Source organism: Roseicitreum antarcticum, from assembly GCF_014681765.1.
In the GTDB taxonomy this organism is placed as follows: domain Bacteria; phylum Pseudomonadota; class Alphaproteobacteria; order Rhodobacterales; family Rhodobacteraceae; genus Roseicitreum; species Roseicitreum antarcticum.
On sequence record NZ_CP061498.1, the window covers coordinates 1,285,704 to 1,306,318 of the forward strand.

17 protein-coding genes and 1 tRNA gene are annotated in these 20,615 nt (G+C 64.7%); 9 read left to right on the plus strand and 9 right to left on the minus strand.

Translation table 11 applies throughout. The annotated features are described in order from the left end of the window. Positions 1-9: 9 nt before the first annotated feature. The 5 genes from H9529_RS06145 to cobS all read right to left on the minus strand — a co-directional run bounded on the left by H9529_RS06145 (position 10) and on the right by cobS (position 7,048). Positions 10-1,824: an aminopeptidase P family protein gene (locus H9529_RS06145; protein ID WP_092890984.1), complete on the minus strand. Its 1,815-nt coding sequence runs from the start codon at positions 1,822-1,824 to the stop codon at positions 10-12. Further along, positions 1,821-3,698, minus strand: coding sequence for a cobaltochelatase subunit CobT (gene cobT / locus H9529_RS06150; protein ID WP_092891116.1), 1,878 nt, complete (start codon positions 3,696-3,698; stop codon positions 1,821-1,823). Before cobT ends, H9529_RS06145 begins: the two co-directional genes overlap by 4 nt. Before the next feature lie 268 nt (positions 3,699-3,966). Further along, positions 3,967-4,893, minus strand: a complete 927-nt coding sequence (locus H9529_RS06155) for a transferrin-binding protein-like solute binding protein (protein ID WP_092890986.1) — start codon at positions 4,891-4,893, stop codon at positions 3,967-3,969. Between the two features lie 310 nt (positions 4,894-5,203). Continuing rightward, positions 5,204-5,842 (minus strand): hypothetical protein, encoded by a 639-nt coding sequence (locus tag H9529_RS06160; protein ID WP_143033523.1) that lies wholly within the window; start codon positions 5,840-5,842, stop codon positions 5,204-5,206. A gap of 165 nt (positions 5,843-6,007) precedes the next feature. After that, positions 6,008-7,048: a cobaltochelatase subunit CobS gene (gene cobS, locus H9529_RS06165; RefSeq protein WP_397544886.1), complete on the minus strand. Its 1,041-nt coding sequence runs from the start codon at positions 7,046-7,048 to the stop codon at positions 6,008-6,010. Between the two features lie 117 nt (positions 7,049-7,165). Between cobS and parE the strand changes: the two genes are divergently transcribed. Together parE and H9529_RS06175 are read left to right on the plus strand one after the other, a co-directional pair. Further along, complete coding sequence (parE, locus tag H9529_RS06170) at positions 7,166-9,130, plus strand: DNA topoisomerase IV subunit B (protein WP_092890990.1); 1,965 nt, start codon at positions 7,166-7,168, stop codon at positions 9,128-9,130. After that, positions 9,127-9,735 carry a hypothetical protein gene (locus tag H9529_RS06175; RefSeq protein ID WP_143033524.1) on the plus strand — a complete coding sequence of 203 codons (609 nt, stop codon included), beginning with the start codon at positions 9,127-9,129 and terminating at the stop codon, positions 9,733-9,735. The genes parE and H9529_RS06175 overlap by 4 nt, the downstream gene beginning before the upstream one ends. Positions 9,736-9,791: 56 nt before the next feature. Here the strand turns inward: H9529_RS06175 and proS are convergent, their stop codons facing one another. Both proS and H9529_RS06185 read right to left on the minus strand, forming a co-directional pair. Continuing rightward, positions 9,792-11,129, minus strand: coding sequence for a proline--tRNA ligase (proS, locus tag H9529_RS06180; RefSeq protein ID WP_092890994.1), 1,338 nt, complete (start codon positions 11,127-11,129; stop codon positions 9,792-9,794). A gap of 321 nt (positions 11,130-11,450) precedes the next feature. Beyond that, positions 11,451-12,317: an N-formylglutamate amidohydrolase gene (locus H9529_RS06185; protein ID WP_092890996.1), complete on the minus strand. Its 867-nt coding sequence runs from the start codon at positions 12,315-12,317 to the stop codon at positions 11,451-11,453. A gap of 167 nt (positions 12,318-12,484) precedes the next feature. On the opposite strand from H9529_RS06185, the gene H9529_RS06190 reads away from it, so the two are divergent. Together H9529_RS06190 and ykgO are read left to right on the plus strand one after the other, a co-directional pair. Then, a tRNA-Val gene (locus H9529_RS06190) sits at positions 12,485-12,559 on the plus strand. Between the two features lie 89 nt (positions 12,560-12,648). Further along, positions 12,649-12,774, plus strand: coding sequence for a type B 50S ribosomal protein L36 (gene ykgO, locus H9529_RS06195; protein ID WP_092890998.1), 126 nt, complete (start codon positions 12,649-12,651; stop codon positions 12,772-12,774). A gap of 139 nt (positions 12,775-12,913) precedes the next feature. Here ykgO and H9529_RS06200 read toward each other — a convergent pair whose 3' ends face one another. Beyond that, positions 12,914-13,360 carry an NUDIX domain-containing protein gene (locus H9529_RS06200; protein ID WP_092891120.1) on the minus strand — a complete coding sequence of 149 codons (447 nt, stop codon included), beginning with the start codon at positions 13,358-13,360 and terminating at the stop codon, positions 12,914-12,916. 204 nt (positions 13,361-13,564) lie between these two features. Here H9529_RS06200 and H9529_RS06205 point away from each other — a divergent pair, with 204 nt between their 5' ends. Further along, on the plus strand, positions 13,565-14,299 hold the full coding sequence (locus H9529_RS06205; RefSeq protein WP_092891000.1) for an esterase/lipase family protein: 735 nt from the start codon (positions 13,565-13,567) through the stop codon (positions 14,297-14,299). A gap of 126 nt (positions 14,300-14,425) precedes the next feature. Here H9529_RS06205 and H9529_RS06210 read toward each other — a convergent pair whose 3' ends face one another. Next, positions 14,426-15,217: an inositol monophosphatase family protein gene (locus H9529_RS06210; protein ID WP_092891002.1), complete on the minus strand. Its 792-nt coding sequence runs from the start codon at positions 15,215-15,217 to the stop codon at positions 14,426-14,428. 151 nt (positions 15,218-15,368) lie between these two features. Here H9529_RS06210 and H9529_RS06215 point away from each other — a divergent pair, with 151 nt between their 5' ends. The 4 genes from H9529_RS06215 (at position 15,369) to H9529_RS06230 (ending at position 20,521) form a co-directional block, all read left to right on the plus strand. Further along, the gene (locus tag H9529_RS06215) at positions 15,369-16,802 is read left to right on the plus strand and encodes an FAD-linked oxidase C-terminal domain-containing protein (RefSeq protein WP_092891004.1); all 1,434 of its coding nucleotides are present in this window, start codon (positions 15,369-15,371) and stop codon (positions 16,800-16,802) included. A gap of 254 nt (positions 16,803-17,056) precedes the next feature. Beyond that, positions 17,057-18,160, plus strand: a complete 1,104-nt coding sequence (glcE, locus tag H9529_RS06220; protein ID WP_092891006.1) for a glycolate oxidase subunit GlcE — start codon at positions 17,057-17,059, stop codon at positions 18,158-18,160. A 3-nt stretch (positions 18,161-18,163) separates the two neighbouring features. Further along, the gene (gene glcF, locus H9529_RS06225; protein ID WP_092891009.1) at positions 18,164-19,474 is read left to right on the plus strand and encodes a glycolate oxidase subunit GlcF; all 1,311 of its coding nucleotides are present in this window, start codon (positions 18,164-18,166) and stop codon (positions 19,472-19,474) included. Positions 19,475-19,699: 225 nt separating this feature from the next. Then, the gene (locus H9529_RS06230; protein ID WP_092891122.1) at positions 19,700-20,521 is read left to right on the plus strand and encodes a trypsin-like serine peptidase; all 822 of its coding nucleotides are present in this window, start codon (positions 19,700-19,702) and stop codon (positions 20,519-20,521) included. Positions 20,522-20,615 lie beyond the last annotated feature (94 nt).

Genomic DNA, 20,615 nt, shown 5'->3' on the forward strand with positions numbered 1-20,615 from the left:
GGCATTATTCTACAGCGGCGCGGTCTGCCCGGCCAACCAATCAGCCGCCGCATCGCTTAGCAAGTGACGTAGATCAGAAAAAACCCGGGCGTGATAGTCATTCAGCCATGCAACCTCGGGGTCGGTCAGCGCATCAGTGTCGATCACGCGGCGGTCGAAGGGGGCCAGTGTCAGGGTCTGGAAGGCCAGCATGTTGCGGTCATCTGCACCGGGAAGATCCGGTGCGGGCACGACGGTAATCAGGTTTTCAAGCCGGATGCCGAACGCCCCCGCGCGGTAATAGCCAGGCTCATTCGACACGATCATGCCAGGTTCCAGCGGCACGGCCGAGATGCGCGAGACGCGCTGCGGCCCCTCATGCACCGACAAAAAGGCCCCCACGCCATGGCCGGTGCCATGATCGAAATCCAGCCCCGCCAGCCAAAGCGGATAGCGCGCCAGCGCGTCCAGATGCCCGCCGGTGACGCCGCGCGGGAAGCGGGCGCGCGACAGGGCGATCATGCCTTGCAACACGCGGGTGAAGGCCGCGCGTTCTGCGTCCCCCACCGGGCCGATGGCCACTGTGCGGGTGATGTCCGTGGTCCCGTCGCGGTATTGCCCGCCGCTGTCGATCAGCATCAGGTCGCCCGGACGCAGGGCGCGGTCGGTTTCCTCGGTCACGCGGTAATGCACGATTGCACCGTTCGGGCCGGACCCTGCGATGGTGTCAAAGCTGATGTCGTGCAACTGCCCGGTGGCGGCGCGGCAGCTTTCCAGGTGCCGGGCGGCGTCGATTTCCGTCACGCGGTGGTGGGCCGGGTCGGCGCATAGCGCGTCAGCCTGACCGTCCAGCCAGAACAGGAATTCCACCACCGCCGCGCCGTCGCGCAGATGGGCGGCGCGGGCGCCGTCAAGCTCGGCTTTGGTCTTGCGCGCCTTTGGCAGGGCGCAGGGGTCGGGGGCGCGGTGCAGGTCCGACGCCACCGTATCGGCCACAGCCACCGGACAACTGGCAGGGTCGATCTGCACACGGCCCCGCAGCGCCGCAACGGCAGGCACGAAGGCGGTGACCGGGTGGACCGAAACCTCTGGATCCAGCGTCAGGTCGGCCAGCTTGGCCGGGTCGGTGAACAGATCGACCTGCCCCCCCTCATGCACGATCGCAAAGCCCTGCATCACCGGGATGCGCGGAATATCGGCGCCCCGGATGTTGAGCAGCCAGCACAGGCTGTCGGGCTGGGTGAGGACACAGGCCGCGACCCCGGCGGCGCGCAAGCCCTGCGCCACATCCGCACGCTTTTCGGCGCTGGACCGACCCGCCAGTTCAAGCGGATGCGCCCATGCCCGGCCCGCCGGCGGCGCGGGCTGGTCGGGCCAGACGGCATCGACCGGGTTGCCATCCAGTGCGCGCAGGGTGATGCCTGTGCCCGCCAACGCAGCCTCCAGCTTGGCGATCTCATCAGGGGTGTGGAGCCAAGGATCAAAACCCAGAACCGCGCCGGGAGGCGCATGGGCGCGCAGCCAGTCGGCGGGCTGCACATCGGGCCAGTGCACCGGCGTGAACGCCACCGCATCGCATTGCGCAAGGACCTGCAGCCGGTAGCGCCCGTCGATGAACACCCCCGCCACATCGGCCAGCACGATGCAAAACCCGGCAGACCCGGTAAAGCCGGTCAGCCAGGCCAACCGCGCATCGCGGTCGGCCACGTATTCGCCCTGATGCGCATCGGCGCGCGGCACGATGCAGCCGTCCACGCCGCACGCCTGCAGGTGCGTGCGCAGCGCGGCCAGCCGGGGCGGGCCATCGGCGGGGTTGGTGGGGGCGGTGAACGACTGAAAGCTCATCGTGCCACCCGTCCTATCCCCATGATCCGCGCCCGCGCACGGTCATCGGCGTCAAACAACGCGGCCAGTTGCACCGTCATCGCGCCCGCGAGTTGTTCCACATCGGTGATCGTGACCGCGCGGCTGTAGTAGCGCGTCACGTCATGGCCGATGCCAATGGCCAGCAATTCCACCGCGCGGCGTTTTTCCACCATGGCGATCACATCACGCAGGTGTTTTTCCAGGAAATTCGCCGGGTTGACGGACAGCGTGCTGTCATCCACCGGCGCGCCGTCGGATATCACCATGAGGATCTTGCGCGCCTCGGGGCGCTGCAGCATACGGCGATGCGCCCATTCCAGCGCCTCGCCGTCGATGTTTTCCTTCAAGAGGCCCTCTTTCATCATCAGGCCCAGGTTGTCGCGCACCCGCCGCCACGGCGCATCGGCGGATTTGTAGATGATGTGGCGCAGGTCGTTCAGACGGCCCGGTTGCTGGGCACGCCCCTCGGCCAGCCAGCGTTCGCGCGCCTGCCCGCCCTTCCAGGCGCGGGTGGTGAAGCCCAGGATCTCGACCTTCACCGCGCAGCGTTCCAGTGTGCGCGCCAGGACGTCGGCGCAGATCGCCGCAATCGAGATCGGCCGCCCCCGCATGGAGCCCGAGTTGTCCAGCAGCAGAGTCACCACCGTGTCCCGGAATTCGGTGTCTTTCTCATTCTTGAAGGACAAAGGCGTGGTGGGGTTGGCCACGACGCGGGCAAGGCGGCCCGCGTCCAGCGTGCCTTCCTCCAGATCGAATTCCCAGGCACGGTTCTGCTGCGCCTGAAGGCGGCGTTGCAGCTTGTTGGCAAGTCGCGAGACCGCGCCGCGCAGCGGGTCGAGTTGCTGGTCGAGATATGCGCGCAAGCGTTCGAGTTCCTGCGCCTCGGCCAGATCCTCGGCGCGGATTTCTTCGTCGAAATCGGTGCAGAAGACGGTGTAATCGGCGCTGGCCTCGGAATGCTGCGCGGGGGGCGGGGGTTCCAGCGGGGCCTCGCCCTGCGGCGTGTCCTGCTCATCGGCCATCTCATCCTCAGCGCTGTCATCGACCGAGGCATCGGCCTGCGCGGCGTCTTGCGTGGCGCCGTCGTCTTGCTGGCTTTCCTGATCGTCGGCGCTGTCGTCCTCGCCCTGCGAATCCTGGCTTTCGGGGTCTTGGGCCGCGTCATCTTGCTGGTCGTCGCTGCCTTCCTCTTCGCCCTGATCATCAGGGTCGTCGCCCAGCTGGTCGCCATAGCCCAGATCGGTGATCATCTGGCGCGAAAACCGGGCAAAGGCGGTCTGGTCCTTCAGCACATCGCCCAGCCCGTCCAGCGTTCCCGCTGCCTGTTCCTCGATGAAGCCGCGCCACAGGTCCAGCACGTTGTCCGCGCCCTTGGGCAGCGGGCGGCCCGTGGCGCGCTGGCGGATCATGTAGCTGGCCGCAAGCGCCAGCGGCGCATCTTGCTGGTTGCGGATCTGGGCGTAGCCCTTGCGCTCTGCCTCATAGCCGATGCGCGCGTCGATATTGCCCGCGGTCCCGGGCATCACATCGGCGCCCACGGCCTCGCACCGGGCGGTTTCCATTGCCTCGTAGAGGTCGCGCGCCATCTGGCCCTGCGGCAGGTATCGCGCGTGCAGCGCATCGTCATGGAAGCGGCGGCGCAGCGCGAAGCCATCTGCCGTACCACGGGCCAGCATCACCTCATCGCGGGTCATGCGGCGAGTGACCTGCGGCAGGCGCATCTGATCGGCGCTCATGCCGGGCGGATCGACGGAATAGGTGATCGCCAGTTCGGGGTCATCGGCAAGGGTGCGCGTCGCCTCGGTCAGGGCTTTCTTGAACGGATCGGCAGGATTATCGAGCGGTTTGTTCATGGCGGCGGTCCGTGCAAGGGTATCTGGCCCAACAGATAGACCAGCGCCCGGCGCATGAAAAGGGGGCGGAGGCAAGTGGGCGCGCAGCAGACCGTCACGCCCAATGCCGAACAGCCGCGCGGGCACTGGGTTCATTTGGTAAAACGGGGCAGCGGCGGGCATGACCTTTCCCGCGCCGACTGCGAAACCGCGTGTCGACGGGGCCGCCCTCTGCAGCCGGATCAGGCCGTTGCAACCGGCATGATCCGGGCGCGTTCAGGTCAGTCGGTCAGAAACGGGGCGAAGGCGCCACGCAATTGACCCCGCTGTTCGCGCTACACCCGACGAAGATCCCGGTCATGCCGCCCAGTTCATTGCCAAAGCCGAAGCTGCCGGCAGCCTCTTCCGCATTCGGGCCATAGAATGCCCCGTCCAACTGGCCCGATGCCTGCTGGCCCCCGTAGGTCATCGTCGTGTCAGTTCCGTTGTAGATCGTCCCATCGACGCCGACCACGGCATCTGCAAATCCGGCGGCGACTGGAATGTAGCGCGTGGTCGTCGCGTCATAGAGGGTGCCGGTCATCGTCCCATCCAGCGAATGCTGGGCGAAATCGACATCCATCGCGATGGAGCCGTTGATGGTGCCGTTGCGCATCTGTCCGCCTTCGACCAGCCCGCCACCCGCCTGAAACCGGCCATTGTATTGTGTTTGCCCGCCTGAGGGCAGTTGCACCCGGTCGCGGCCCTGCCCGGTGGGCGAGGCATGCAGCGCGACGGTGCCGTTCTGGTTGCCGCCCGGGCCATAGCCTTCGACAACGAAGGTGCCCGCGTAGCTGTGACTGCCGCTAAGCTCATTGGTCAGGTAGGCGGCACGCGCGTTGCTCACGTCACAGCTGGGCACCACCGCCCCGCCGCCCGCGCGGCTACAGCGCACGCCCACGCCGGACATATCACCATTGTGAAAATCGACATGCGCACCGCTGGACCGACCGGAATTGCCGGCATAGGCCATCGTCGCCTCGACCCCGGCCAGAGGGTTCTCGCCACTGCGCGACAGCACGCCGCCGCTGTTGCCCTGCCCGGTAACCGGCAGCGTATCGCGCGGACTGGGCGTGCCCGGCGTAACAATTCCGCCGCCACCGCCGCCGCCACCGCCGCCGCAGGCACCGAGCGCCGTCACACCGATCAGGCCAATCACTGCAATATTGATTTTCATTGTTTCACTCCGGTCCTCAATGCCTTCTTTATTGTGCCATTGATGACAGATTATTGCGGTGCAAAAATGGCAGAAACAGCACAGCAAAGAAGAAACTTCCCAGCCGTGTCGATTGTGCCGCAGGCACATGGGAGGGCAGCCGTGCCGCAGGCACATGGGAGGGCAGCCTTGCCGCAGGCACATGGGAGGGCAGCCGTGCCGCAGGCACATGGGGTCTCTGCACCACAGGCGTGGCGTCACTGTGCCGCAGGTGACGATGTCCTGCATACGTTGCAGCCGGGTGGCGCGCAGACGCCCGCCCCGTGATGGATCAGCCGCCGATCAGCGGCGCGCAGACGGCCGGTGCATAGCCGTCGCGCAGCGCCGTCAGCGGGAAGGCGCGATCCGCGCCTGTGCCGCGCTGCACCTTGGCGTCTAGCTGGCCCAGCGTCAGTTCATACCCGCCGGTCAGCAGGTTCACATCGCATGTGCCGCCCGCGTCAACATCCAGCCTATCATAGGTGGAATAAGTGAAACCCGCCACGACGAACCCACCTTGACGCCAGGCGATCGTGATGTCCTGCATCCAGGCGTTGCGGCCGATGCCGGTATTCTCACTGTGCAGCGCAAAGCTGCTATCGCTGCGCGCGACAAGCCCGGGCAGCTGTCCGCCCATCATGCCCGCGAAAACCAGATCGCGGAGATGCGCGTAGGATTGCAGCCCATAGACCGGGTCGCCGGACAGGACCAGCAGATCTGCGAAAGCATCCCCGCCGCGCTGCAGTACGGCAGCATCGGGCGCGCCATCATTGTTCCAGTCGCCTGAAAGCACCGCAATCAACGTTCCGGGACGTTCATCGGCCCCGGTAGATGGCGGGGTCTGGGCCTGGGCCGCCGACAGCGCAGACCAGAGGATCAGGGCACCTGCCCCCATCTTCGGGCCGGACACGGAACAGGGGTGTTTGTACATGCGGTGTCTCCCATAGCGCGCGCGTGATTTGGACTTGGGTTGCGCGGTCACGCCGACCTGCAAGCCCCCCTTCTGCACCAGAGTATGCACCACGGCCTCAAAGCGTCTCAGCGGCATATCGTCCAAGACTGCATGTCGTGGCGCCCTGCCCTGCCCGAAACCGCCCTAGGCCAGCGTCATGTTCACCGCCGATTCCGGCAGCTCGGCGTCGAAACACCGCTGGTAGAACTCGGCTACCGTGCGGCGCTCCAGCTCATCGCATTTATTGAGGAAGGTCAGCCGGAAGGCATAGCCGACATCGCGGAAAATCCGCGCATTCTCGGCCCAGGCGATCACCGTGCGCGGCGACATGACGGTGGACAGATCGCCGTTCATAAAGGCGGTGCGCGTCATGTCGGCGACCGTAACCATCTGGCTGATCTCTTTGCGGCCGGTGGCATTGTTGTAGACCGGGTTCTTCGACAGGACGATCGCGGTCTCGGCGTCATGGCTGAGATAGTTCAGCGTCGCCACCAGCGACCAGCGGTCCATCTGGCCCTGGTTGATCTGCTGCGTCCCGTGATAGAGACCCGTCGTATCGCCCAGACCGACGGTATTCGCCGTGGCAAACAGCCGGAAGCTGGGATGCGGGGTGATGACTTCGTTCTGGTCCAGCAGTGTCAGCTTGCCATCCGTCTCCAACACGCGCTGGATCACGAACATCACATCCGCGCGGCCCGCATCATATTCGTCGAACACGATGGCGCAGGGGTTGCGCAGCGCCCAGGGCAGGATGCCTTCCTGAAACTGCGTGATCTGCTTGCCGTCCACCAGCTTGATCGCATCCTTGCCGATCAGGTCGATCCGGCTGATATGGCTATCAAGGTTCACACGCACGCAGGGCCAGTTCAGGCGGTTTGCCACCTGTTCGATGTGGCTTGATTTCCCCGTGCCGTGGTAACCCTGGATCATCACGCGGCGGTTGTAGGCAAAGCCTGCCAGAATGGCCAGCGTGGTATCTGGGTCGAACTTGTAGGTGGGGTCGGCTGCGGGCACACGGTCGGTGGCGTCGGCAAAGCCGCGCACGCTCATATCGCTGTCGATCCCGAAAACCTCGCGTACCGAGATATCTTCCGTCGGTTTTGCCTGTGCCGTCATATCGCTCAATCCGCCTTTATACATCGTGTCGCCGCGCGTCGCGCTTTCTTGCGTTATGGTTTGGAACATATCGCGCGCAGGTGCAAGGGGAAGGGGCAACGCGCGCGCCTGTCCCGAAACCCCATTGCTCCCACCCGGCACGCATGATCTAAACTGCACCCAACCTGAATATGAGAGAGAGCAGCCATGCCCGCAGATGACCTTCTGTCAGGCGACACCGCGTCTGACGCCTATGATGCCAGCGCCATCGAGGTACTGGAGGGGCTGGAGCCCGTGCGCAAACGCCCCGGCATGTATATCGGCGGCACGGATGAGCGCGCCTTGCACCATCTGGTGGCCGAGGTGCTGGACAACTCGATGGACGAGGCCGTGGCGGGCCATGCCAGCCGCATCGAGGTCGAACTGCATGCCGATTACAGCCTGACCATCCGCGACAACGGGCGCGGGATTCCGATTGATCCGCACCCGAAATTCCCCGGAAAATCCGCGCTGGAGGTGATCTTGTGCACCCTGCATTCGGGCGGCAAATTCTCTGGCAAGGCCTATGCGACCTCTGGCGGGTTGCACGGCGTGGGCGCGTCGGTGGTCAATGCGCTGTCGGACCACATGCGGGTCGAGGTGGCGCGCAACCGTGAACTCTATGTGCAGGAATTCTCGCGCGGGGTACCGCAAGGGCCGGTGGCCAAGGTGGGCCCCGCCCCGAACCGGCGCGGCACATCCGTCACATTCCACGCGGATGAGCAGATCTTTGGCTCGCACAGGTTCCGGCCCGCACGGCTGTTCAAGATGGTGCGCTCGAAGGCATATCTGTTCTCGGGCGTTGAAATCCGCTGGAAATCCGCGATCTCCGAGGGTGACACGCCGCTGGAGGCAACGTTCAAGTTTCCCGGTGGGCTGGCCGATTACCTGTCCGAACAGCTTGCGGGCAGTGTCGCCTATGCCGACCGACCCTTTGCGGGCAAGGTCAGCTTCGAGGAAAAATTCAACAAACCGGGCTATGTGGAATGGGCGATCAACTGGTCGCCCGCGCGGGACGGCTTCGTGCAATCCTATTGCAACACCGTTCCCACCCCCGAAGGCGGCACGCATGAGGCCGGGTTCTGGGCCGCGATCCTGAAGGGGATCCGGGCGTATGGCGAATTGGCGAACAACAAGAAAGCCGCGCAGATCACCCGCGAGGACATGATTACCGGCGGCTGCGCGCTGGTGTCGTGCTTCATCCGCGAACCGGAATTCGTGGGCCAGACCAAGGACCGGCTGGCCACCGCGGATGCCGCGCGGCTGGTCGAGGGCGCGGTGCGCGACCATTTCGACAACTGGCTGGCATCGGACACGAAATCGGCGGGCGCGATCCTGGATTTCCTGGTGCTGCGCGCCGAGGAACGGCTGAAACGGCGGCAGGAAAAAGAAACCAGCCGCAAATCCGCCACCAAGAAGCTGCGCCTGCCCGGCAAGCTGGTGGATTGCACATCGACCACGCGCGAGGGGACGGAGCTGTTCATCGTCGAGGGCGACAGCGCAGGCGGGTCGGCCAAGATGGCGCGCGACCGCAAGAACCAGGCGCTGCTGCCGTTGCGCGGCAAGATCCTCAACGTGCTGGGCGCGGCATCGGGCAAGATGGGCGCGAACAGCGAAATTGCCGATCTTTCCCAAGCACTTGGCGTGGGGCTGGGCACCAAGTTCCGGCTGGAAGACCTGCGGTATGACCGCATCATCATCATGACCGATGCCGATGTGGACGGCGCGCATATCGCCGCGCTGCTGATGACCTTCTTCTTCACCCAGATGCGTCCGATGATTGACGCGGGCCACCTGTACCTTGCCTGCCCGCCGTTGTTCCGGCTGACGCAAGGCGCCAACCGCATCTACGCGCTGGACGAGGCGGAAAAGGCGATGTGGCTGGCCAAGGGTCTGGGTGGCAAAGGAAAAATCGACGTGTCGCGGTTCAAGGGTCTGGGCGAAATGGACGCGAAAGACCTGAAGGAAACCACAATGCACCCCGACAGCCGCAAGCTGATCCGCGTCAGCATCGACGACGATATGCCCGGCGAAACCGGCGATCTGGTGGAACGGCTGATGGGCAAGAAGCCCGAGCTGCGGTTCCAGTACATCACCGAGAATGCGCAGTTTGTCGAAGAACTGGATGTGTGAAACATAGTCAGAAAACGACTAAAAGTGAATGGATGTTGACAAGTTTATTTGTTGGCGAGATTTTCGTGAAAACAAAAGAAATTCTTGGCCTAATTGACTTGCTAAACCAGCAACTGGAAGCAGCAAACAAGTCGGAGGAAATTGATCGCACATTCGGAGTATTCTTGCTCCTTCAGTCAGTCCTATTACACTCGGCTCAACTATCTATGATTTTCCACCCCACATGGAAGAAACGACGCCACAGAGGACATTTGCTACGGACTGCATTCAACATGCCAGATGAGATTGGTTTTCTTCAAGATAGGAAAATGCGAGATCACATCGCACATATGGATGAGCGTTTGCATGCTTGGTACGAAGAATCACCAAACAAAGTCTTCGTCCGTCGTTTTTTCGGCGAACGTGGAGGAATAGCTGGAGACGCGATAACTTCAGGTGATATATTTGAACAATACATTCCAGAAGAGAGAGTTTTTATTTTTCGTGGCGATGAGTATGACATGATACGTTTACTTAGTTGCACTCAGAAAATTATGAAAAAAGCGGAAATTATTAATAAGCATGCCTGGTGGACGGACGACTTCAAATCATATTTCTTAGAGTGATCCCAGACGCTCAGTATTTGAGCGCCTGAGCATCTACCAGTTGACTGGAACTATACCTAAACCCCCGCGTAAATCTGCGCCAGACGGTCCACAGCGGCCTCGGGGGGCATTTCTTCCGACTCGCCGGTGCGGCGGCTGGTCAGTTCGACCACGCCGTTCTTCAGCCCGCGCGGCCCGACGGTGATGCGCCATGGCAGGCCGATCAGGTCCATGCTGGCGAATTTTGCGCCTGCGCGCTCATCCCTGTCGTCATAAAGCGCCGTCAGGCCGCGTTTTGCGAGGGCTGCGTAGATGCCTTCGCAGGCCGCATCAGCGGCGCTGTCGCCTTGTTTCAGGTTCACGAGGCCTGCGTGATAGGGGGTGACGCCCTCGGGCCAGATGATGCCCTTGTCGTCGTGGCTGGCCTCGATGATCGCGCCCAGAAGGCGGCTGACGCCGATGCCGTGGCTGCCCATATGGACGGGGACGCGGGTGCCGTCAGCGGTGACAACGGTTGCGCCCATCGCCTCGGAATACTTTGTTCCGAAATAGAAAATCTGCCCGACCTCGATCCCGCGCGAGGTTTTGCGGCGCTCTTCGGGGATGGCGTCGAACAGCGCCGGGTCATGGGTTTCGTCGGTGCGCGCATAGGGCGCGGTCCACTCATTCACGATGGATTGGCACGCGGCTTTGTCGTCAAAATCCACCGCGCGGTCGCCGAATTTCAGGTCCAGAATGGCGCTGTCATAGAAAACCTCGGACTCGCCCGTGTCGGCAAGTACCAGAAATTCATGGGTATTGTCGCCGCCGATCGGGCCAGAGGCCGCGCGCATCGGCAGGGCTTTCAGGCCCATCCGCTCATAGGTGCGCAGGTAGCTGACCATGTGGCGGTTATAGGCGTGGAAGGCATTTTCCTGATCTACATCAAAGTTGTAGCCGTCTTTCATGTAGAACTCGCGCCCCCGCATCACGCCAAAACGCGGGCGGATTTCATCGCGGAATTTCCACTGGATGTGGTACAGCGTCAGCGGCAGATCCTTGTAGCTGCCCACATGGGTGCGGAAGATGTCGGTGATCATCTCTTCATTCGTGGGACCATACAGAAGGTCGCGTTTATGGCGGTCGGTGATGCGCAGCATCTCTTCGCCATAATCATCATAGCGCCCGGATTCACGCCACAAATCAGCGGGTTGCAGGGTGGGCATCAGCATCGGAATGTGGCCCGCCTTTTCCTGTTCCTCATGCACGATCGCCTCGATCCGGCGCAGGACGCGGTAGCCCAGAGGCAACCAGGAATAGATCCCCGCAGCCTGTTGGCGGATCATGCCCGCGCGCAGCATCAGGCGGTGGCTGACGATCTGCGCCTCGGAAGGGGTTTCTTTGAGGGTAGGCATGAAATAGCGGCTGAGGCGCATAAGCGGGACCTTTTATCGGCGGATGGCATTGGTTCCCCCGGGTGTAGGGCAGCCCCGCCGCGCAGACAAGAGGCGGCGTTAACCCCTGGCCTTCAGGGGCCATGGGGCGCTGTCTGGAAACGGTATGGAAAAGGTATGGCTTTGATACATACGCGGGGTGGGGTCCGACGGCGTTAACCTTTGGTGCGCGCCGGGTGTGGGGGCCTGCCGGGGGCCGACGTGCGGGCCGCATTTCCCACCCCCGCCGATGGCCCGCCTTGGCCGGGGACGGCCGATGCGGGGCGGGCAATGTGCGCTTTGGTGATGACGATGCGGCAGCTTCTATTCGGCGGCCAGCGGCACCTCTTCAGCGTCGGGCTGGCCAAGGGCACAGAGGTCGGCGATGATCCCGGTCATCAGTTCGCGAAACGCGGCGTAGTTGCGGCTGGGCTGGATGCGCAATTCGTCGAGGTAGAGCGCGCGGTCGATCTCGATCTGAACAGCATGCTGCCCGGCCGAGGGGCGGCCGTAGTGCTGGGTGATATAGGCCCCCGCGAAGGGCGCATTACGCGCGACACGCAGCCCGGCGGCGCGCAGCAGGCCCTCGATCCGGTCCACAAGCGGCGCGGCGCAGGACGCCCCGAAACGGTCACCCAGCACCACATCAGGCCGCGCACCGCCGCGCGGGCCAAAGCCCAGCAGCGCATCATGCGGCATCGAATGCATGTCGAACAGGATTGCCCGGCCAAAGCGCGCGGTAGTGTCGTGCATCATCTCGGCCAACCGGGCGTGATAGGGGTGCCAGTAGGTGTCGAGGCGCGCATCCGCCTCGGCGCGCGAGAGCTTGCCGCGATAGATCGCCCGCCCCCCGGCAACGACGCGCGGGATCACCCCCAGCCCGGAATTGACCCGCGGGCTGAGCGTGCCGCGCGGCAACCCGTCGATCAGCGCGGCATCAAGCTCTGACGCGGCGCGGTTGTAATCCACGTAGGCGCGGGGTACCCCGCCCAACAACAACGCCGCCCCGAACTGCGGCGCGGCCCCGATCAGGTCATCGACAAAGGCATCTTCGGACGAACGCAGGGTCGCGGCATCGAGCACCGAGGCGCGCAGCAGCTTTTCGGGATAGTTGCGTCCGCTGTGCGGGGACGCGAAAACCGCCGCCGTTGAGGGCTGCAACGGGGCGTGGTAGTGAAAAGCGGCTGGCATGCGCGGCGGACTCCTTGAAGCAATCTATATAACGCGAAAAATCAGAATGCCAAAAGCCCTTGATCCCGCCTGTGATTCCTTTTATAGCCCCGTTCATTGACGCGGTCCCGCCCGCGTCCTTGTTCGTTCTGGGGGACCGGATTGGCAAGGCAGGCGGGGTTTTGTCAGGGCGCGTAGCTCAGCGGTAGAGCACTACGTTGACATCGTAGGGGTCACAAGTTCGAACCTTGTCGTGCCCACCATCCAAGCCTGCGCATCCGTGCGGGATCACCGCCCCCGCGTGGGGCATAGCTATTCAAGGCGCTTGCGCGCCGCGAAGAGGGAGAAGGCCATGAAGGTCAAAAATTCGCTCCGCTCGCTCAAGCTGCGCCACCGCGACTGTCAGGTCGTGCGCCGCAAGGGCCGCGTTTATGTGATCAACAAGACGCAGAAGAAATTCAAGGCACGTCAGGGTTAAGCCGGGGTCCGGTTTACGCCTGAGAGGTGTCAGTAAAAGCCGCCAAGCCCCCGTGCTGGCGGCTTTTTGCTGCGCGGTGACTGGGTGAGGGACTTCCTGCACCGCCCGGGGATTGCCTTGGGGTTTTCAACCCCCTGCCCTAGCGCACGATCAGTTCCAGCGGGTCATAAAGCGGCCCGTCCGCGCCAAAAGCCACCTCGGCCAGCGAGTCGGGCTTTACCCGCAGCCCCGCCATCTCTGCCCGCGCGGCCAGGCGCCAGCGATTCACCACGCCCATGGGATCGCGCCAGTCAGGCGACAATGTCCCCGAGGTGATCGTGGCGCGGAAATAGAGGTCCACCTGGTGGAAGCCCCGCGTTGGATCGTGAAATTCATTCACGAGGCAGGGGGCGCCCACGGCGATGGTCAGGCCGGTTTCCTCGGTCACCTCGCGCATCAGGTTTTCGTGCAACGAGGTGCCGCGCTCGACGCCCCCGCCCGGTGCGCACCACAGATCGGATTGCGCGCCGGGCCAGGCATTGACGAGCAACAGCCGCCCGTCGGTCACGATGACGGCCCGGACAGCAAGGCGGACGGCAGCAGGCATGGGCGCGTCCCTTTCGGGGGTTTTGCGGGTCCTGGCGGGATGCGGCAGGATGCGGCGGGGCATGGTTTACCTGCCTTTAACATTTACCCGCTACGGTGACGCTGACAACCCATCATCCGGGCCACCATCCGGGCCGCACCCCGGATCTGTCACGGTTGCGTGTCGTGACTGGTCTGGTGCGGAAAGATTGGATATTCAAACGCTATGAAGACCCTGATTGCCTTGATCTTTGCCCTGCCCCTGCTGTTGGCCGCGCCTGCGCGGGCGGATTGCGTCGTGCTGATGCACGGGCTGGCGCGCACCAGCACCTCGCTGCTGGCGGTGGAAGAGGCGTTGGAGCTGCACGGCTACCGGGTCATCAACCGATCCTACCCCTCAACCCAGGCCGGGATCGCCGCGCTGATCGCCGCAGTGGGCGTTGCCGTGGCGGAATGCGGCGACGCGCGGACCCATTTTGTCACCCATTCCATGGGCGGCATCCTGGTGCGCGGGTGGCTGGGCGCGGGCAACCGCCCCTCACAGATGGGCCGCGTGGTGATGCTGGCCCCGCCCAACCACGGGTCAGAACTGGTCGATCTGTTTCACGATCTGGAGCCGTTTGAATGGATCAACGGGCCGGCGGGGATGGAATTGGGCACCAGCGCCGCATCGGTGCCCAACCAGATGCCGCTGCCGGATTACGAATTGGGCGTGATCGCGGGCGACTGGACGGTGAACCCGGTAACATCGGCGCTGATCAAGGGGCCGGACGATGGGAAAGTGTCGGTGGAAAGCACCCGGCTGGAAGGCATGGCCGACCATATCGTGCTGCCGGTGACACATACCTACATGGCACTGAACCCCGTGGTGATCGCGCAGGTCATGGCATTCGTGCAGACCGGGGCGTTCGACCACCAGATGACACTGGGAAGCGCGCTGCGCAATCTGTCCAACCTTTAGGGCATAGGCGCGGCGACCGCGCAGGCGCCCGGCGCCACATCTGGGGTGCGCGCCATTTGTCGGCTCCGCACCGGATGTTGGGGCCGCGCGATCCGGCGGGTGCGCGCCACTTGTCGGGTGTGCGGATCAGGGGCGTTCGCGAATCACCTTGGCGAAGGCCTCGAAGATCTCGGAATTCGCGGCGATCAGCGCGCCGGTTTCCAGGATGTCGGTGTCTTCGCGGATCGGGCCGGTAAAGCCGCCCGCCTCGCGCACCAGAAGCAGCCCGGCGGCGATGTCCCATGGGCTAAGCTCACGCTCCCAATAGCCGTCATAGCGGCCGGCGGCGACATAGGCGAGGTCCAGCGCGGCCGCACCCCAGCGGCGCACCCCCGCACAGGCAGGCATCAGTTTGGCCAGATCGTGCAGCGTGGCAGGCAGGGTGCGTTTGGCGCCGAAGGGCACGCCGGTGGCAAAGACCGCCTCTTGCATCCGGCCCCGGTTCGACACGCGCAGGCGCTGGTCGTTCATGAAGCAGCCCAGGCCCTTTTCGGCCACGAACATCTCGTCCTTGGCCGGGTCAAACACCACCGCCGAGACGATTTCGCCCTTATGTTCCAGCGCGATGGACACCGCCCAATGCGGCATGCCATGCAAGAAATTGGTGGTGCCGTCCAGCGGATCGACGATCCAGCGGCGGGTGGGGTCGGTGCCCGCGACGGGGGCGGATTCCTCACCGAGCCAGCCATAGGTGGGGCGCCCGGCCATCAGATCCTCGCGGATGATCCGCTCGGCCTCGATATCGGCGCGGCTGACGAAATCGCCCGCGGACTTGCTGGACACCTGAAGGTTTTCGACCTCGCGGAAGTCCTTGACCAGCGACCGCCCCGCCTTGCGCGCGGCTTTGATCATCAGGTTCAGGTTGGCGGTGCCTTGCATGGTCGGGACTCCTGTAATTCAGCGGCAGGCTATACGCGCGCGCGGCGCTGTTGTGAAGGGGTGGCGCGGCGGAAAGCCGCGCGCGGGATTGCGGCTTGCCAGACGCGGGTATTGGTCATATGTTTTTACCAATTATCAGGGGGATCACCACATGCAGATGCCAGTGCCCAATGCCAGCGTCATGGCGAAACGCGACCGGATCATTGCGCGGTTGCAACAGGTGCTGCCCGCAGATGCGGTGATCCATGATGCCGCCGAATGCCGCGCGTATGAATGCGACGCGCTGACCGCCTACAAATGCCCGCCGTTGGCCGCGGTGCTGCCCGCCAGCACCGAGGAAGTGGCCGCCGTGCTGAAGATCTGCCACGATGAGGGGGTGCCGGTGGTGCCGCGCGGGTCGGGCACCTCGCTGGCAGGGGGGGCGCTGCCGACGGCGGACAGCGTCATCCTGGGCGTGGCGCGGCTGCGCGACGTGCTGGAAACCGACTATCCCAACCGCTTTATCCGTGTGCAATCCGGGCGCACCAACCTGAGCGTCACCGGCGCGGTGGAGGAGGCGGGGTTCTTCTATGCGCCTGACCCCTCCAGCCAATTGGCCTGCGCGATCGCGGGCAATATCGCGATGAATTCGGGCGGCGCGCATTGTCTGAAATACGGCGTGACAACGAACAACCTGCTGGGCGTGACCATGGTGCTGATGGATGGCACGGTGGTGGAATTGGGCGGGGCGCATCTGGATGCGCCGGGCCTCGACCTGCTGGGCATCGTTTGCGGGTCCGAGGGGCAGTTGGGCGTGGTGACCGAGGCCACGCTGCGCATCTTGCCCAAGCCCGAAGGCGCGCGGCCCGTGCTGATCGGATTTGACGCCAATGAAGTGGCGGGGGAATGCGTGTCCGACATCATCAAGGCGGGCATCTTGCCCGTGGCGATCGAATTCATGGACCGCCCCTGCATCCGCGCAACCGAAGATTTCGCCAAGGCAGGCTACCCCGATTGCGCGGCGCTGCTGATCGTCGAGGTCGAGGGCTCGGATGCGGAGATCGACGCGCAGCTGGGCCTGATCGGCCAGATCGCGCATCGCCACAACCCGGTGGAACTGCGGCAAAGCCAGTCGGCCGAGGAAAGCGCGAAGATCTGGCTGGGCCGCAAATCGGCCTTTGGCGCAATGGGTCAGATCAACGATTACATGTGTCTGGATGGCACGATCCCGGTGTCGAGCCTGCCGTATGTGCTGCGCCGCATTGGTGAGATGTCGGCGGAATGCGGGCTGGATGTGGCCAATGTGTTCCACGCGGGCGACGGCAACATGCATCCGCTGATCCTGTTTGATGCCAACAAGCCCGGTGATCTGGAACGTTGCGAGGCCTTGGGCGCGGAAATCCTGAAGCTGTGTGTCGAGGTCGGCGGCTGCCTGACCGGCGAGCATGGCGTGGGGATCGAAAAGCGCGATCTGATGCATGTGCAATTCGCCCCCGCCGATCTGGAGGCGCAGATGCGGGTGAAGGATGTGTTCGATCCGCGCTGGCTATTGAACCCGGCGAAGGTGTTTCCGCTGGATGCCAGTGCGGGGCGGCGGGCGGTGTAGCTGTGGGCGGTGTAGCTGTGGGCGGTGTAGCTGTGGGCGGTGTAGCTGTGGGCGGTGTAGCTGTGGGCGGTGTAGCTGTGGGCGGGGGGCTGCGCGCCCCCCGCACCCCGGCGCCAAAGGGGGCGCTGCGCACCCCCTTTGGAAACCCCGCCCAGCGTTACGCACGTCGGAGGCGGATTGCAGATTATCAGGCCAGGGCAGGCAAACCGCAGGCCCAAGGCAGACCCAAGGCAGAGACAAGGACAGGTGACGCGATGCAGCCTGAGACCGAGGCCGAACTGGCCGCGATGATCCGCGACACGGACACGCCCCTGCGCCTGCGCGGCGGCGGCACGCGTCCTGTCGGCAGGCCGGGGCTGGGCGAAGCCCTGTCACTGGGAGCGATGTCAGGGGTGGAGCTGTATGAGCCGGGCTCATTGACCCTTGTGGCGCGGGCCGGCACACCGCTGGCCGAGGTCGAGGCGCTGTTGGCACAAGCGGGCCAGCGCCTGCCGTTTGAACCCATGGACCATCGCGGCCTTTTGGCGACGCACGGCACGCCGACGATGGGCGGCATGGTCGCGGCCAATGCCTCTGGCCCCCGGCGGATACAGGCCGGGGCCTGCCGCGACAGTCTGATCGGGGTGCGCTTCGTCGATGGGACGGGCGCGATCCTCAAGAACGGCGGGCGGGTGATGAAGAACGTCACCGGCTATGATCTGGTCAAGCTGATGGCGGGGTCCTGGGGCACGCTGGGCGTGCTGACCGAAGTGGCCTTCAAGGTGCTGCCGGTGCCCGAATGCCAAGCGACACTGGTGGTGCATGGGTTGACGCCGGCACAAGCGGTGGAAGCAATGGCGGCGGCACTGGGTTCGCCCTATGAGGTGTCGGGCGCGGCGCATGGCAGCGGCGAGACCTGGCTGCGGATCGAGGGGTTCGCGCCTTCGGTCGCCTATCGCGCGCAGGCGCTGCGCAAGGTGTTGGGCAGGTTTGGCGCGTTGTCGGAACTGGGGCTGGAGGACTCGGCCCGCATCTGGCGCGACATTCGCGATGTGGCGGTGTTCCACGGAACGGCAGGCGATGTGTGGCGTATCTCGGTCAAGCCGTCTGACGCGCCCGAGGTGTTGGACCGCCTGGGCGAGGACGCTTTGCTGGACTGGGGCGGCGGGCTGATCTGGCTGCACCTGGCGCCGGGAACCGATGCGCGCGCCGCATTGTCGGGCATCAGCGGCCATGCCACGCTGATGCGCGCCGATGCTGCGACCCGCACCGCCCTGCCCGCCTTTGCCCCCGAAGCCCCCGCCGTTGCCGCGCTGACCGCCGGGTTGCGGCGGCGGTTTGACCCGCGCGGTATCCTCAACCCCGGGCTGATGGAGTAGCCGATGCAGACCACCTTCACCCCCGAACAACTGAAAGACCCCGCCACCGCGCGGTCGAACGCGGTGCTGCGCGCCTGTGTGCATTGCGGCTTCTGCACCGCCACCTGCCCCACCTATGCCGTCCTGGGCGATGAGCTGGACAGCCCGCGCGGGCGCATCTACCTGATCAAGGATATGCTGGAACAGGGCCGCCCTGCGGATGAAAAGACGGTGAAGCATATCGACCGTTGCCTGTCGTGCCTGGCCTGCATGACCACCTGCCCCTCAGGCGTGCATTACATGCATCTGGTTGATCACGCGCGGGAATATATCGAAGCGACATATAAACGTCCCTGGTCCGACCGCGCGCTGCGCTGGGTGCTGGCGCGGGTGCTGCCGCATCCGATGCGCTTCCGGCTGGCGCTGGCGGGGGCAAAGCTGGGCCGCCCGTTCGCGCGGCTGATGCCCGATGCGCGGCTGCGGGCCATGCTGGAAATGGCGCCAAAGCATATCCCCCCGGTCAGCCGCAACGACGACCCGCAGGTGTTCCCCGCGCAAGGCCCGCGCAAGATGCGGGTGGCGCTGATGACCGGCTGCGCACAACGGGCGCTGAACACCGATATCAACGACGCCACCATCCGCGTGCTGCGCCGTCTGGGCTGCGAGGTGGTGATTGCCGAAGGTCAGGGCTGTTGCGGCGCGCTGACGCATCACATGGGGAAAACGCAGGAATCGCATGCCAGTGCGGCGCGCAACATCCGCGCCTGGACGCGCGAGATGGCGGGCGGCGGGCTGGATGCCGTCGTCATCAACACCAGCGGCTGCGGCACCACGGTGAAGGATTACGGCCACATGTTCCGCAACGATCCGCTTGCAGCGGATGCGGCAGCCGTGGCGGGCATTGCGAAGGATGTGTCCGAGGTGCTGATGCAACTGGACCTGCCCCAAGGCACCGACCGGGGCCCGCGCGTGGCCTATCATGCGGCGTGTTCGTTGCAGCATGGCCAGAAGATCAAGACCTATCCCAAGGACCTGCTGCGGCGCGTGGGTTTTGAGGTGGTGGAGCCCGCGGACAGCCACCTGTGCTGCGGCTCGGCGGGGACGTACAACCTGATGCAGCCCGAAATCTCGGGTCAGTTGAAGGCGCGCAAGGTCGCAACGCTGGAGGCACGGGCGCCCGATGTGATCGCCGCGGGCAATTTGGGCTGCATGATGCAGATCGGATCGGGGACGGCGGTACCGGTGGTGCATACGGTCGAATTGATCGACTGGGCGACCGGCGGGCCGGTACCCGCCGCGCTGGACGGGCTGCGCGCCAAGGCGGCTGCAAGTTGAAGTGTTACTTGAAGATATGCCCGCAAGTGACTGACTGAAAATGAGAGTTTACCTTGCGGCACCCGCGAAGAGATACAGAGGTTCTGCCATGATTTCGCCTGAACCTTCTGTTAAGCTATCATATGATAGCCCTTGAAGGGTGCACGGAACGGACAGGCAGCGATGGGCGCGGGTTTGGCGGGAATAACAGGGTTTGCTGGCAGGACGCGCGCGGCGGTGATCGCCATGCTGGCGCTGTGCCTGCTGTCCTTCGCCCCGCCCGCGATGGGGCCCGCGTTGGGGCAGGAAAGCGCGTTGCGCGCGCTCGACACGTTGCAGGCCGGGCGCGACTGGGCGGCAGTGGGGCGGCTGAACATTGGCGGGCGTGGGTTTTGCACCGGCACGCTGATTGAACCGCATCTGGTGCTGACGGCCGCGCATTGCCTTTATGACCGAACGACCGGCGCGCGCGAGGAAGATGCGAACGTGTCGTTCCTGGCGGGCTGGCGCAATGGGCGGGCCGATGCGGTGCGCGGGGTGCGCCGTTCGGTCGTCCACCCCGACTACAACTTTGCCGCCGACCCTGACACGACCGGGCGCGGCGTGGCCCATGACCTTGCACTTCTGGAGTTGGACAGCCCGATCCGGCTGGCCAATGTGGTGCCCTTCGCCGTCCGGTCCGAACCTGCGGCCGGCGATGTCGTGGGCGTGGTGTCCTATGCGCGCGGGCGGTCCGACGTCCCGTCGCTTCAGGAACAATGCCGGATTTTGCAACGCGATGTGCAGGGCGTGCTGGCGATGTCGTGCACGGTGGATTTCGGCGCATCGGGGGCGCCGGTCTTCGCGATGCGGCAGGGGCGGCCGGAAATCGTGTCCGTGGTGTCGGCCAAATCGCAGTCGCAATATGGCGAGGTGGCGTTGGGCATGTCGCTGGGCGCGCGGCTGGACCAGTTGCGCGTGGCGCTGGGGCGCGGCGATGCGCGTTTCATCCGGGTATCCGATTCGGCTGCGCGGGATGGCACCAGGCGCATGTCAGACGGGGGCGGCGCGCGGTTCGTGCGACCCTGAGAGGTGCCGATTGCCGGGGGCTTGCAAGATTTCCCTCATCGGGGGCGCAAGACCGAGGGGGCGATGCGTTGGGACCGGAGCGCATCGGGCCATG

What these genes read in the sequence shown, in the direction of transcription:
- cobS (WP_397544886.1), bottom strand. Translation starts at nt 7,048, where the DNA reads ATGTTCCAAACCATAACGCAAGAAAGCGCGACGCGCGGCGACACGATG.
- H9529_RS06160 (WP_143033523.1), bottom strand. Translation starts at nt 5,842, where the DNA reads ATGTACAAACACCCCTGTTCCGTGTCCGGCCCGAAGATGGGGGCAGGT.
- H9529_RS06215 (WP_092891004.1), top strand. Translation starts at nt 15,369, where the DNA reads ATGCAGATGCCAGTGCCCAATGCCAGCGTCATGGCGAAACGCGACCGG.
- ykgO (WP_092890998.1), top strand. Translation starts at nt 12,649, where the DNA reads ATGAAGGTCAAAAATTCGCTCCGCTCGCTCAAGCTGCGCCACCGCGAC.
- cobT (WP_092891116.1), bottom strand. Translation starts at nt 3,698, where the DNA reads ATGAACAAACCGCTCGATAATCCTGCCGATCCGTTCAAGAAAGCCCTG.
- H9529_RS06205 (WP_092891000.1), top strand. Translation starts at nt 13,565, where the DNA reads ATGAAGACCCTGATTGCCTTGATCTTTGCCCTGCCCCTGCTGTTGGCC.
- H9529_RS06210 (WP_092891002.1), bottom strand. Translation starts at nt 15,217, where the DNA reads ATGCAAGGCACCGCCAACCTGAACCTGATGATCAAAGCCGCGCGCAAG.
- proS (WP_092890994.1), bottom strand. Translation starts at nt 11,129, where the DNA reads ATGCGCCTCAGCCGCTATTTCATGCCTACCCTCAAAGAAACCCCTTCC.
- glcF (WP_092891009.1), top strand. Translation starts at nt 18,164, where the DNA reads ATGCAGACCACCTTCACCCCCGAACAACTGAAAGACCCCGCCACCGCG.
- H9529_RS06230 (WP_092891122.1), top strand. Translation starts at nt 19,700, where the DNA reads ATGCTGGCGCTGTGCCTGCTGTCCTTCGCCCCGCCCGCGATGGGGCCC.
- glcE (WP_092891006.1), top strand. Translation starts at nt 17,057, where the DNA reads ATGCAGCCTGAGACCGAGGCCGAACTGGCCGCGATGATCCGCGACACG.
- H9529_RS06200 (WP_092891120.1), bottom strand. Translation starts at nt 13,360, where the DNA reads ATGCCTGCTGCCGTCCGCCTTGCTGTCCGGGCCGTCATCGTGACCGAC.
- H9529_RS06145 (WP_092890984.1), bottom strand. Translation starts at nt 1,824, where the DNA reads ATGAGCTTTCAGTCGTTCACCGCCCCCACCAACCCCGCCGATGGCCCG.
- H9529_RS06185 (WP_092890996.1), bottom strand. Translation starts at nt 12,317, where the DNA reads ATGCCAGCCGCTTTTCACTACCACGCCCCGTTGCAGCCCTCAACGGCG.
- H9529_RS06155 (WP_092890986.1), bottom strand. Translation starts at nt 4,893, where the DNA reads ATGAAAATCAATATTGCAGTGATTGGCCTGATCGGTGTGACGGCGCTC.
- parE (WP_092890990.1), top strand. Translation starts at nt 7,166, where the DNA reads ATGCCCGCAGATGACCTTCTGTCAGGCGACACCGCGTCTGACGCCTAT.